This is a genomic window from Insolitispirillum peregrinum (assembly GCF_900156605.1).
Lineage (GTDB): Bacteria > Pseudomonadota > Alphaproteobacteria > Rhodospirillales > Rhodospirillaceae > Insolitispirillum > Insolitispirillum peregrinum.
In genome coordinates, this window is record NZ_FTOA01000004.1 from 514,818 (window position 1) to 527,921 (window position 13,104).

General features: G+C 62.8%; 12 protein-coding genes. 9 read left to right on the forward strand and 3 right to left on the reverse strand.

All coding sequences use genetic code 11. The annotated features are described in order from the left end of the window. Window positions 1-32 precede the first annotated feature (32 nt). The 3 genes from paaX to BW995_RS13295 form a co-directional block, all read right to left on the reverse strand. Window positions 33-995 carry a phenylacetic acid degradation operon negative regulatory protein PaaX gene (paaX, locus tag BW995_RS13285; RefSeq protein WP_175617076.1) on the reverse strand — a complete coding sequence of 321 codons (963 nt, stop codon included), beginning with the start codon at window positions 993-995 and terminating at the stop codon, window positions 33-35. 106 nt (window positions 996-1,101) lie between these two features. Then, entirely contained in the window at window positions 1,102-2,145 is a 1,044-nt protein-coding gene (locus tag BW995_RS13290; protein WP_076400868.1) for a 2Fe-2S iron-sulfur cluster-binding protein, read from the reverse strand. A gap of 306 nt (window positions 2,146-2,451) precedes the next feature. Further along, window positions 2,452-3,480, reverse strand: a complete 1,029-nt coding sequence (locus tag BW995_RS13295; RefSeq protein WP_076400869.1) for a diiron oxygenase — start codon at window positions 3,478-3,480, stop codon at window positions 2,452-2,454. A gap of 56 nt (window positions 3,481-3,536) precedes the next feature. On the opposite strand from BW995_RS13295, the gene BW995_RS20545 reads away from it, so the two are divergent. The 9 genes from BW995_RS20545 (at window position 3,537) to BW995_RS13335 (ending at window position 13,092) form a co-directional block, all read left to right on the forward strand. Then, window positions 3,537-3,749, forward strand: coding sequence for a hypothetical protein (locus BW995_RS20545; protein WP_139332904.1), 213 nt, complete (start codon window positions 3,537-3,539; stop codon window positions 3,747-3,749). 215 nt (window positions 3,750-3,964) lie between these two features. After that, window positions 3,965-5,674: a phenylacetic acid degradation protein PaaN gene (paaN, locus tag BW995_RS13300; protein ID WP_245821445.1), complete on the forward strand. Its 1,710-nt coding sequence runs from the start codon at window positions 3,965-3,967 to the stop codon at window positions 5,672-5,674. Window positions 5,675-5,700: 26 nt separating this feature from the next. Beyond that, on the forward strand, window positions 5,701-6,501 hold the full coding sequence (paaG, locus tag BW995_RS13305) for a 2-(1,2-epoxy-1,2-dihydrophenyl)acetyl-CoA isomerase PaaG (RefSeq protein ID WP_076400870.1): 801 nt from the start codon (window positions 5,701-5,703) through the stop codon (window positions 6,499-6,501). Further along, on the forward strand, window positions 6,501-8,021 hold the full coding sequence (locus BW995_RS13310; RefSeq protein WP_217696082.1) for a 3-hydroxyacyl-CoA dehydrogenase: 1,521 nt from the start codon (window positions 6,501-6,503) through the stop codon (window positions 8,019-8,021). The genes paaG and BW995_RS13310 overlap by 1 nt, the downstream gene beginning before the upstream one ends. Continuing rightward, on the forward strand, window positions 8,014-8,475 hold the full coding sequence (paaI, locus tag BW995_RS13315; protein WP_139332905.1) for a hydroxyphenylacetyl-CoA thioesterase PaaI: 462 nt from the start codon (window positions 8,014-8,016) through the stop codon (window positions 8,473-8,475). Before BW995_RS13310 ends, paaI begins: the two co-directional genes overlap by 8 nt. An 84-nt stretch (window positions 8,476-8,559) precedes the next feature. Then, window positions 8,560-9,876, forward strand: coding sequence for a phenylacetate--CoA ligase PaaK (paaK, locus tag BW995_RS13320; RefSeq protein WP_076400951.1), 1,317 nt, complete (start codon window positions 8,560-8,562; stop codon window positions 9,874-9,876). A 27-nt stretch (window positions 9,877-9,903) separates the two neighbouring features. After that, window positions 9,904-11,109 carry a 3-oxoadipyl-CoA thiolase gene (pcaF, locus tag BW995_RS13325; protein ID WP_076400872.1) on the forward strand — a complete coding sequence of 402 codons (1,206 nt, stop codon included), beginning with the start codon at window positions 9,904-9,906 and terminating at the stop codon, window positions 11,107-11,109. Window positions 11,110-11,146: 37 nt separating this feature from the next. Beyond that, window positions 11,147-12,289, forward strand: coding sequence for an ABC transporter substrate-binding protein (locus tag BW995_RS13330; protein WP_076400873.1), 1,143 nt, complete (start codon window positions 11,147-11,149; stop codon window positions 12,287-12,289). A gap of 338 nt (window positions 12,290-12,627) precedes the next feature. Beyond that, window positions 12,628-13,092 carry a hypothetical protein gene (locus tag BW995_RS13335; RefSeq protein ID WP_076400874.1) on the forward strand — a complete coding sequence of 155 codons (465 nt, stop codon included), beginning with the start codon at window positions 12,628-12,630 and terminating at the stop codon, window positions 13,090-13,092. The last annotated feature ends 12 nt before the right edge of the window (window positions 13,093-13,104 follow it).

Consider the following 13,104-nt stretch of genomic DNA (forward strand, 5'->3'; position numbering starts at 1 on the left):
CTGCGTCAATTGAGGTTGGTGATGCCGAGCTTTTACCCTGCCCGGTGCAGGGACAGCAACGGATCATCATCACGAAAGCGGGCCAGCAGGGTCGGGCCAGCCACCGGTACCGACCCGTCAGCCAGCGACAGATGCTGATCAAGGTGGCGTTCCGACGGCCCCAGCAGGCGGCGGTAAATGTCCTTGCACAACAGGCGCACCCGCTGCCCCGGCCAGTCGGTTGGCAGCAGGACTTCCGGCAGTTCCGGGTCACGCAGCAGCAGGCGGCGATAGTCGTGAATCAGCAGGGTACGGACCAGAAAGGCATCTTCGTCGCGCAGCCCGGCGCTGGCATCGCCGCTCAGCGCCACCAGCAGCGGCAGATAGGTGGCGGCAAACCGTTCATAGGCCGCCGACAGGTCGCCCAGATCCCACGCCTGTTCGGCAATGTCCTTGTTCGACGCCGACAGGCCGGTGCGGGCGTCGGCGGCCTGCAACGGCATCAGGTTTTTCAGGTACGGCCCCAGACCATCGGCCACCAGCCCGTCAAAGGCCGCCGCCAGATCGGCCCCCGGATGGATGAAGCAGCCGTCATTCAACGCCCCGAAGCCCTGCCAGAACAGGGCGCGGCGGATGTGCTCGCGTTCCTTGGCGGTCAGCTCGCCAATCAGGAAAATCAGCCGCCAGCGCCGGTCCCACTCCGGGGCCTGCGCGGCATAAATCAGCCGCGAGGCGTCCTCGAACCGCCGCCGTCCACTGTCGCTGAGGGCATAATTCGACCGGCGGCCCTGCGTGGTCGCCTCCAGCCAGCCGTCTTTCACCAGCCGGAAAACAGCGGTGCGCACCAGCCGTTCGTTCAGCCCGAGCGGCTCCAGCAGGCGGATCAGGCTGCCCAGCCAGACGGTGCCACCACGCGGCAGCACCGCATCACCGAACAGCGAGATGATCAGGGAGCCTGCCTGCACGCTGCGTTGCTGACGAAAGGCATCAAGGTGCTGGTCAATCGGCCCAAGCATGACAGCCACAACCAAAAACTGTTGAAATCGTCCCCACCCTAATCATAAACATCCTTTCCTGCCAAGCTGCTGTCTGGTCGTCGGCCGCAAGCTGTCCTGTTTTTCATCATCCAAACGTGCTGCTGGCGTCATCCTGCACGACATCCTGACAAAAGAACCCCTCGGTATGGGTCATCGCCGCCTGTGCCTTCAGGCTCTGTGCCGTTGCCACACAGGTTTCCACAAAGGCCGGACTGCCCGCCACAAACACGCTGTGCTTCGACAGGTCGGGGAACAGCAGCGGCAGCACCCGGTCCAGCCGCCCATTCAGGTGGTCGGGGTGCTGTTCGCGGGTCAGGGTGATCTTGAAATCAAAGTTGCGGTGCTTGGTCCGCCACCACACCAGCATCCCCAGCCCATAGACATCGTCGAGCGTGCGGGCGGAAATCACCAGCGTCACCGGCTTGCGATAGCCGCGCCGCAGGGCCGCTTCGGCCAGGGCCAGAATCGGCGCCAGTCCGGTCCCGGCCGCCAGACAGAGAACCGGCGTATCAACCGACGGATCGCCGATGAAGGTGCCATAGGCCCCGGAGACCTTCACCACGCCACCAATCTGCACCGTGTCATGCAGCCAGACACTGGTGCGGCCATCGTCGGCCCGCGCTACCTGCAACACGATCTCGCCATCGGGGCGCGGAGCATTGGCAATCGAATAGGCCCGTGCCGGAATGCCGTTCTGCGCATCACCGATGGTGAGGTACTGGCCCGGCCAGTAGCGGATCGGCTGGCCCACCGGCCGCAGGCGGATTTCCATCACCCGCGCCGCAATCAGCCGCTTGTCCACCACCACACAGGTAACATTTTCCCGTGGCGGGAACAGCTTGGGGCGGGCGTCCTCGGTGCCCCATTCGATCACCAGTTCATCGGAAATCGGCTTGGCCATGCACATCAGGCCATAGCCATGGCGGCGTTCATCCTGCGACAGCGCCATGTCCAGCACCATCCCCTGATCGAACTGCCCGGACAGCACCTTGACCTTGCATTCGCCACAGGCCCCGGCGCGACAGTTGTTCGGCAGGGCATAGCCAGCCTTTTCCAGCGCCATCAGCACCGTATCACCCGACGTGCAATCCACCGACTTGCCCGAAGGCTGCATCACGATCCGTGCCATTGTCTGGCCCTTTCTTTTGTTGAAACCACCCTGGAGCATTTTCCGTTCTCTCTGGATCACTTCAAATGCTCTAACATGTTGTATTTTCAGCAAATATGTCGTCGCAGATGGAGCCATCTGCTCGGGATTTGCTCTAGAGCAGCGTGCGTTCAATCTGACGCAGGCACGCTGCTCTAACCTTTTGTTCTGTCGCATTGTTTTTTTTGCGAAAACCGGTTCCCACTTTTCGCACAATGCTCCAAACGCCGGAGCGCTCCCCCGCGGGAACACGCAGGAGGGCACTCCGTCACTCCCTCTGATCCGCAATCAGAACACCGGAATGATGTCGTCCATCTCGGTGTCCGACACTTCTTCGCCGGTAATGTCCACTTCCGGGATGGCCGGGAACGGGATGTTGTAGCGGTCGAGCACACCCTTCAGGTTGATGATGGCGTTGCGCCAGTTTTCCTTCTTGGCCTCGTAGGTCGGGATGCCAAAGCCAGCCCCGCGCGCCACTTCTTCGGCTTCGCGCTGGTTGTCGATGAAGTCGGCGGGCAGATCCCAGAAGTCCATCGGCGGCTCGAACAGCACCGCTGACAGGAACAGGTAACCGGCGCGGATCTGCTTGGTGATCACCGACTTGTTGTCCGGGCCCATCTTGGGGTAGTCGCGTTCCATCACCGCCATGCAGATCGCCATGTGGCGGCCTTCGTCGCGGCCAATGTTGCGGAAGGCTTCCTTGAACACCAGCTCGCGCGAGTTGTCGAACATCTGCTTGAAGATGGTCGCCGCCGCAATTTCCCCCATCAGGAACGAGCTGAACAGCACTGCCAGATCATAGCGCGGCACCGCGCTCTTGTAGCCGGTCCAGTAACGGCCACCGTTGTAATAGAGCCAGCGGGCATTCTTTTGCAGGCGCTTGCCCAGCTCGGTTTTCGGCTCGTAGGTCAGCGGGTCGGGATGACCAAGGAATTTGGTGATCGCCAGACCGCACATGATTTCGTGGTTCTGCTCGTCGCGGGTGACCGAGAAGAAGCACTTGCGCACCGGGTCTTCCTCGTGGACCTCATAGGTCTTGACCAGCGCTTCGGCAAACACCGGCGGGGCCGACGCGTCGAACACCGACAGCAGGGTCCACCAGTAGGCAATCGATTCGCGCTCTTCCCAGCTATAGCTGTCGAGATCAAGGGTATCCCACGGCAGCTTTTCCGGGTCCCAGTTTTCGCGCAGCGATGCTTCCCACACTTCCTGCAGCTTGGCGGTGTGCGACTGCCAGGACAACGGATAGACGTTCGGCTGCGGCGTTTCCGGCGGCAGTTCCATCACGTCGGACAGGCGCTCTTTGAGAATAGACATGGTGCCTCCCTGGGACACAGACAAAGGATATGGATGATTTTGTTGGAGCCTGATCGGTGGCAGCCCTGCGCCGGTGGCAAATGCCGGTGGCAGGCGGGACGATTGCGGGGGAAACCGCAGATCCCGGATCAGGAGGAGTCGTTTGCTCGCCCTTCTTTTATGATACCGATTTCTTCATTGAGTCAACATTATCTGTATCATTTTTTCAAAGAAAATATGCTGCACCGCACAGCGCACCTTTTCTTTTCGCAGCTGCAAAAATTACATAATTCATAATCAATTGCCTAATTGATAATTTTTTTATCAACTAACTTATTGAAATACATTTATTTATTTTAAAGCCAAAAAATTCCGTCGAAAAAACAGTTACCACTGCATCCAAAAATACGATACACAGGAAAAAGAGTTTCGCGCCACATGTGCATCATAAAAAGGTTCCCCGACGGAACCCCGGCGACCGCTCTGTCCCGTCCTCGCCTGCATCATGTCGCCCAGCTCCCTGCCGACCTGCCATTATGAGGAAGCCATGCCCCATCCGATGTTCGACAAGCACCGCGCCACCCTGGATGCCGCCGTTCACGCCATCCATCAGCGTGGCTACTGGTCGCCCTATGCCGAATCCCCCAGTCCCCGGGCCTATGGCGACGGCGCAGACAGCGCAGGCAAGCAGGCTTTTGACGCCCTGCTCGGCCAGCAGTTCGCCCTTGAGCAGCCAGGACAGCGCGGCTGGCTGGGCGGGGAACGCTCGCCCTATGGGGCAACGCTGGAGGTCAGCTATCCGCTGTGCGACATGCAGACCCTGCTGGAGGCGGCACAAACGGCGATGGCCGGATGGCAGGACATCGGTCCCGATGGCCGCGCCGGGGTGTGCCTTGAAATGCTCGACCGGCTCAACCGCCACAGCTTCACCCTTGCCCATGCGGTGATGATGACCACCGGGCAGGGCTGGATGATGGCCTTTCAGGCCGGTGGCCCGCACGCGCAGGATCGCGGTCTTGAGGCGGTCGCCTATGGCTGGCGCGAGCAGAGCACCATCCCCGCCGAAGCGGTGTGGGAAAAGCCACAGGGCAAGAACCCGCCGCTGGTGATGAAAAAGCATTTCCAGATCGTCGGGCGCGGGGTGGCGGTGGTGGTCGGCTGTGGCACCTTCCCCACCTGGAACACCTATCCCGGCCTGTTCGCCGCCCTCGTCACCGGCAACCCGGTGATCATCAAGCCGCACAGCAACGCCATCCTGCCCGCCGCCCTCACCGTGCGGGTGCTGCGCGAGGTGCTGCGCGAACAGGGGCTGGACCCCAATCTGGTGTCGCTGTTCCTCGGGGAAACCCGCACCGACACGCAGGCGCTGGTCACCCATCCGGCGGTCGCCTCGGTCGATTTCACCGGCAGTTCGGTGTTCGGGAACTGGCTGCTGAGCAATTGCCGACAGGCGCGGGTTTACGCCGAGCTGGCCGGGGTCAACACCGTGGTGATCGACTCCACCGACTCCTATAAGGCGATGCTGCGCAATCTGGCCTTCACCCTGTCGCTGTACAGCGGCCAGATGTGTACCACCACCCAGGCGATTCTGGTTCCCGCCGACGGCATCCGCACCGAAGACGGCCCGAAGAGCTACGACGAGGTGTGCGCTGATCTGGCAAAGGCCATCAGCGGTTTCCTGTCCAAGCCCGAAGTGGCCCACGCCGTTCTGGGGGCGATCCAGTCCGCTGACACCCTCGCCCGCATTGAAGATGCCAATGCCGGGCGGTTCGGCTCGGTGATCCTGCCGTCGCAAAAGCTCGACAACCCCGATTATCCACAGGCCGAGGTCCGTACCCCGGTGCTGCTGTCCTGCGATGCCACCGACGACGCCGCCTATATGGAAGAACGCTTCGGGCCGATCAGCTTTGTGGTGAAGGTCGCCAACCGCGCCGACCTGCCGACCCTGACCGAACGCATCGTGCGCACCCACGGCGCGCTGACCGTCGGCCTGTACAGCAGCGATCCGGCAATGACCGATGCCGTCACCGCCGCCACCGTGCGCAGCCGGGTGGCGCTGTCGATCAACCTGACCGGCGGGGTGTTCGTCAACCAGTCGGCGGCCTATTCCGACTATCACGGCACCGGGGGTAATCCGGCGGCCAATGCCTCCTATAGCAACTCGGCCTTTGTGGCGGATCGTTTCTGTGTGGTCCAACGTCGGTATCATCTGTGATCGATCACCACTGTCACGAGGACACCATGAGCCAGACCTTTTCCACCATCCTGTTCGAGGTCAGCACCGGCATCGCCCGCCTGACCCTCAACCGCCCGGACAAGCTCAACAGCTTTACCGAAGAAATGCATGCCGAGCTGCGCACCGCCCTTGATCAGGTGCAAACCGACACCAGCATCCGGGTGCTGGTGATCAGTGGCGCCGGGCGCGGGTTCTGCGCCGGGCAGGATCTGGGCGACCGGGCGATGCAGATCAACGCCGGGCAGATGCCCGACATCGGCAACACCGTCGAGCGCAATTACAAGCCGCTGATCCTGCGCCTGAGCGCCCTGCGCGTGCCGACCATTGCCGCCGTCAACGGCATCGCCGCCGGAGCCGGGGCCAGTCTGGCGCTGGCCTGTGATCTGGTGGTGGCGGCAAAGTCCGCCTCGTTCCTGCAGGCCTTCAGCAAGATCGGCCTGATTCCCGACACCGGGGGGACCTGGTTCCTGCCGCAGCGGATCGGCATGGCGCGGGCGATGGGGCTGGCGTTGCTGGCTGACAAGCTGCCCGCCGAGAAAGCCGCCGACTGGGGGCTGATCTGGGCTGCCGTTGACGATGACGCCTTTGCCGCCACCATCACCGAACTGGCCGAACGGCTGGCCGTCGCCCCGACCAAGGCGCTGGTGCGCACCCGGCAGGCGATGCACGCCGCGCAGAACCACACCCTGGAGCAGCAGTTGTCGTTTGAGGGGATGTGCATGCGCGAACTGGGCTGGAGCAAGGACTATGCCGAGGGGGTGGCGGCGTTCACCGCCAAGCGACCTCCCAACTTTACAGGTGAATGATGTCTGCACTGCCTCTGTCCACACCGGTGGCAGTGGTCGGAGCGGGGGCGATGGGCAGCGGTATCGCGCACATCGCCGCCCGTGCCGGGCACCCGGTGTTCCTGTACGACAGCCGCTCCGGAGCCGCCGCCGACGCGGTGGCTAGCCAGCGGGCCAGCTTTGCCACGCTGGCCCAAAAGGGCAAGCTGGACGCCGACACCGCCCACGCCGCCAGCGCCGCCCTGCAGGCGGTTGACACGCTGGACGATCTGGCCGGGGCCGGGCTGGTGATCGAAGCGATCATCGAAGACCTGACGGTCAAGCAGGAGCTGTTCCGCCGCCTCGAAGCTGTGACCGCCCCCGACTGCATCCTCGCCAGCAACACCTCGTCACTGTCGATCACCGCCATTGCCTCCGCCCTTGATGCGCCGCAACGGCTGGCCGGGCTGCATTTCTTCAATCCGGCCCCACTCATGGCATTGGTCGAAGTGGTCAGCGGCCTTGCCACCGCTCCGGCGGTGGTGGACACCCTGATGGCGACGGCGCAAGGGTGGGGCAAAACCCCGGTGCGCACCGGCTCGACGCCGGGATTCATCGTCAACCGCGTCGCCCGCCCCTATTACGCCGAAGCCCTGCGGCTGCTGGACGAACAGGTCAGTGATACCGCCACCCTTGACGCCCTCTATCGTGATGCCGGTGGCTTTCGCATGGGGCCGTTCGAGCTGATGGACCTGATCGGCCACGACGTCAATTTCGCCGTCACTTCGTCGGTGTGGCGGGCGTTCTTTCATGACCCGCGCTTTACCCCGTCGCTGATCCAGCAGGAACTGGTTGCCGCTGGTTTTCTTGGCCGCAAGAGCGGACGCGGCTTTTATGACCATCGCGGCGGCGAGCGCCCCGACGTGCAGGTGGCACCGCACTGCCCCGCCCCGGACGGCATTGTGCTGCACGGGGATCACCCGGCTACCGCTGCGCTGACCGCTCGTTTGCAAGCCCATGGCGTTGCCTGCCAGCACCAGCCCGCCGACGATGACCGGCTGGCAACCGTTGGCTCTGCCGTGCTCTATCCCACCGATGGCCGCAGCGCCGCCCAGCGCGCCGCCAGCAGCGGGATCACCGATACGGCGGTGCTGGACCTCGCCCTTGACTATCAGCAGGCCTCCCGGCTGGCGATGGCCTGTGCGCCGCACTGTACTCCGGCGGCACGGCACGCTCTCACCGGCCTGTTGCAGGCGGCGGGCATTGCCGTTTCCTGGCTGGTGGATTCTCCGGCGCTGGCGGTGATGCGCACGGTGGCGATGCTGGCCAACGAAGCCGGTGATGCCGTCCACCATGGCGTTTGCTCTGCCGCCGCCGCCGATACCGCCATGCGGCTGGGGGCCAATTATCCCTGTGGCCCGCTGGCGTGGGCCGACCGCATCGGCGTCGCCACCGTGGTGCAGGTGCTGGACCATCTGGCGGCCTACTATGGCGAGGACCGTTATCGCCTGTCGCCCTATCTGCGATCCTGTCTGTTGAGCGGAAGGCCCTGCCATGCCTGAACACATGCCTGAACATACCCCTGAGATCACCGCACAGGAGCTTGCCACCCGCGTCGGAGCGGCCATGTGGGCCCGCGACCGCGCCCCGCAAATGCTGGGGATGCGCCTGATTTCGATTGCGCCCGGTGCCGCCTGTCTGGACATGCCGGTGCGCGAAGACATGACCAACGGGCACGCCACCTGCCACGGCGGGCTGATTTTCACCTTGGCCGATACCGCCTTTGCTTATGCCTGTAACAGCGGCAACCACACCACCGTTGCCTCGGCCTGCCATGTTGACTTTCTGGCTCCGGCACAGGTTGGCGACATCCTGCGCGCCGAAGCCACCGAACGTGCCACCGCCGGACGCAGTGGCGTCTATGACGTCACCGTCACTCGGCAGGATGGCAGCATCATCGCGGTGTTCCGCGGCAAATCCAGCCGCATCAAAGGCGACGTCCTTACCGGCCCCTGATCAGACCTGATCCCACAGAACGCCGGACCGACGTGCCTCAAAGCTCTCAAGAAACAAGATTACAGGAGAGGAACAGTGTCCAAAATGACCGGAGTCCCCGCGCCCCTAGACCCGATTGAAACCGCCAGCCGCGATGAAATTTCCGCGCTGCAACTCGACCGGCTGAAATGGTCGGTGCGCCACACCTATGACAACGTTGCCCCCTATCGCCAGAAATGCGACGCCAAGGGCGTACATCCCGACGACCTGCGCCAGTTGTCCGACCTGTCGCTGTTTCCGTTCATGACCAAGCTCGACCTGCGCGACCATTACCCGTTCGGGCTGTTTGCCGTGCCGCGCCAGAAACTCGCCCGCCTGCATGCTTCGTCCGGCACCACCGGCAAGCCGGTGGTGGTTGGCTATACCGCCCGCGACATCGACACCTGGGCGACGCTGGTCGCCCGCTCGTTGCGCGCCGCCGGGGTGCGTCCCGGCGACATGGTGCACAACGCCTATGGCTACGGCATGTTCACCGGCGGTCTGGGGGCGCATTACGGGATCGAAAAAGCGGGCTGCATTGCCGTGCCGATGTCCGGCGGCCAGACCGACAAGCAGGTGCAGCAAATCCTCGACTTCCGCCCCGATGCGATCATGGTGACGCCGTCCTACAGTCTGGTGATCGCCGACGAGTTCATGCAGCTGGGCATCAGCCCGCAAGACATCTCGCTGAAAATCGGCATCTTTGGGGCCGAGCCGTGGGGCGAAGGCATGCGCAGCGAGATCGAGCAGAAGCTGGGCATTGACGCCATCGACATTTACGGCCTGACCGAAGTGATGGGGCCGGGTGTCGCCTGCGAATGTCTGGAAACCAAGGACGGGCCGGTGATCTGGGAAGACCATTTCTACCCGGAAATCATCGACCCGGTCAGCGGCGAGGTCCTGCCCGACGGCAGCGAGGGCGAACTGGTGTTTACCTCGCTCAGCAAGGAAGCCTTCCCGGTCATCCGCTACCGCACCCGCGACCTGACCGCCCTGTTGCCGCCCACCGCCCGCTCGTTCCGCCGCATCAGCAAGATCACTGGCCGCTCCGATGACATGCTGATCATTCGCGGGGTCAACGTCTTCCCGACCCAGATCGAAGAACAGATTCTCGCCAATCCGCACCTGTCCGGCCATTACCAGCTGGTGATCGACCGCGACGGCCACATGGACACCATGACCGTCCATTGCGAGCTGAAAACCAGTTCGGCCAGCGCGCTCAGTGACGCCGGGGTGCTGGCGCTGGGCAAGGAACTGCAACGGCACATCAAGACGATGGTTGGCGTCAGCACCCAGGTGCAGGTGCTCGACCCCGGCACCATCCCGCGCACGGTGGTCGGCAAGGCCAAACGGGTGATCGACAACCGCCCGAAGCAAATCTGATCCCCCCTTCTGCCAGAGCAGGTTCCGATGATTGAAGCCCTGATTTGTGATGCCGTCCGTACTCCCGTCGGACGTTACGGTGGTGCCTTGTCCGGCGTGCGCGCCGATGATCTGGCCGCCATCCCGTTGCGGGCGCTGGCCGAGCGCAACCCGTCGGTGGACTGGGAGGCGGTCGATGACGTGATCTATGGTTCGGCCAATCAGGCCGGTGAAGACAACCGCAACGTCGCCCGCATGGCCGCACTGCTGGCCGGTCTGCCGGTCGGCGTGCCCGGCACCACCCTCAACCGCCTGTGCGGATCGGGGATGGATGCCGTCGGTCTGGCTGCCCGCACCATCAAGGCCGGTGAAGGCGCGTTGATGCTGGCCGGGGGCGTCGAGAGCATGTCGCGCGCCCCGTTCGTGATGCCGAAAAGCGACAGCGCCTTTTCGCGCAGCGCCGCCCTGTACGACACCACCATCGGCTGGCGGTTCATCAATCCGCGGATGAAGCAGATGTACGGCGTGGACTCGATGCCGGAAACGGCAGACAACGTGGCCGCCGATTTCACTGTATCCCGCGCCGATCAGGACGCCTTTGCCCTGCGCTCGCAACAGCGCTGGGCCACCGCCCATGCTGCCGGGGTGTTTGCCGACGAAATCGTGCCGGTGGTCATCCCGCAGAAAAAGGGCGACCCGAAGGTGATCACCACCGACGAACACCCGCGCCCGGAAACCACCCTCGACAGTCTGGCCCGCCTGAAAGGGGTCAACGGCCCGGAGCTGACCGTCACCGCAGGCAATGCCTCGGGGGTCAATGACGGTGCTTGCGCCCTGCTGCTGGCCTCGGAACAGGCCGCCCGGCAGCACGGACTGACTCCGCTGGCGCGGGTGGTCGGGATGGCAACCGCCGGTGTTCCGCCGCGCATCATGGGCATCGGCCCGGTTCCGGCGGTGCGCAAGGTGCTGGCGCAGACCGGCCTAACGCTGGCGCAGATGGATGTCATCGAGCTGAACGAAGCCTTCGCCGCCCAGTCGCTGGCCGTCCTGCGCGAGCTGGGTCTGCCCGACGATGCCGCCCACGTCAACCCCAACGGCGGCGCCATCGCCATCGGCCATCCGCTGGGGATGAGCGGCGCCCGCCTGATCACCACCGCCGCCCGTCAGCTTCGGCGGACCGGTGGCCGCTATGCCCTGTGTACCATGTGCATCGGGGTGGGTCAGGGCATCGCCCTGATCATCGAACGCGTTTGAAAAACAAACACACATCAAAAAAACCGGAGGAAACGCCATGAAAACCCTTGCCTCCCTGCTGGCTGCCGCCGTCCTTGGCCTGAGCGCAGGCCCGGCCACCGCCGCCGAGCCGATCAGGATCGGGTCGGTGCTGTCGGTCACCGGCCCCGCCGCCTTCCTCGGCGACCCGGAGCTGAAAACGCTGCAAATGTACGTCGAAGAGATCAACAAGGGCGGCGGCGTCCTCGGGCGGCCGCTGGAGCTGGTCCACTATGACGACGGCAGCGACGCCACCAAGGCCAACAGCTTTGCCAAGCGCCTGATCGAAGACGACAAGGTGGACGTGATCGTCGGCGGCACCACCAGCGGCTCCACCATGTCGATGGTGCCACTGGTCGAAAAGGCCGAAGTGCCGTTCGTCTCGCTGGCGGGCGCGGTGGTGATCGTCGACCCGGTGAAGAAGTGGGTGTTCAAGACCCCGCACACCGACCGCATGGCGGCGGAAAAGGTGTTCGCCGACATGCAGAAGCGCAACATCAGCAAGGTGGCGCTGCTGTCGGAAACCAGCGGCTTTGGTCAGTCGGGCAAAAAGGAAACCGAAGCGGTTGCCAGCAAATACGGCATCACGCTGGTGGCCAATGAAACCTATGGCCCCAAAGACACCGACATGAGCCCGCAGCTGACCAAGATCAAGAACACCACTGGCGTGCAGGCGCTGTTCGTGTTCGGTCTGGGACAAGGGGCGGCGCTGGTGACCAAGAACTACAAGCAGCTTGGCCTGACCATCCCGCTGTACCAGTCGCACGGGGTGGCCTCGAACGAGTTCCTCAAGCTGGCGGGCGATGCCGCCAACGGCGTGCGCCTGCCGTCTCCGGCGCAGTTGATCCCCGACAAGCTGCCCGCCGGTGATCCGCAAAAGCCGGTGGTGACCGCCTACAACAACGCCTTCAAGGCACGGTGGAATCAGGATACCTCGACCTTTGGCGGCTATGCCTATGACGGGCTGATGCTGACCGTCAACGCGATCAAAAAAGCCAACTCCACCGACCGCGCCAAGGTGCGCGACGCGCTGGAAAGCACCGACCTGTACATCGGGGTCAGCGGTGCCTTCGGCATGTCGCCGACCGACCACATGGGCCTGACGCTGGACTCGTTCCGCATGCTGAGCGTCAACGGCAACGACTGGGCGCTGGCGGAGTAACGCAAATCCCGAGCAGATGGACCATCTGCGACGACGCATTTGCTGAAGGAACAGACTCAAATCCCGAGCAGATGGACCATCTGCGACGACGCATTTGCGTTTGAAAAAGCACAGGAAACAAAAAGACCGAGGAGCGCTGCTCCACACCTCGCCGGGGCCGAAAGGCCCCGGACCCCGTTCTGTTGATTTATCGCAGACGGTTGGGCTGAGCGAAGGAACTGGCTACGTCACCGATGGCATGCCCTCCGAGACAGCCTATGCGTGAAAATGAGTTGCCCTGTCAAAAGAATTGTTCTATATATGTTCCAATATTGAACATCACTCCTGACAGGCACTCCATGAAATCCGTCTTCCTTGCATTCGCGTCTCTTCTCGCCATCAGCACCGCCCACGCTGAAGATGCGCCACAGGGCTGCGCGCCGGTCGAGGGAACGTGGCACAGCACCTATTCCATCGACCATTTCGGCACTCCCGAAAGACTGTACTGGGCCCCCACCGACAAACCCTTCTTCGTTCTCCGCATTGAGAAGGAGAGGGCGACCCTCACCGTAAAGGGAAGAGAAAAAACAACGTTCCAGAAGAAGAAGTATGCTGATGACAGTCAGTATTCTTTTGTCGGTATCGATAAAAATAATAATGAAATGAGCATAACAACAAAATATGATATAGTTAAAGACTATATTGACAGGTTAAATAAAGAAGACATGGATAAATACAATGAAATGAAGCCATGCATCATGTATTTCTTCCTTGAGAATGGCATGAAAAGCCCAATCGTGAATCTCTTTGAGAGAGAAAAATAATCTCCCCAACGA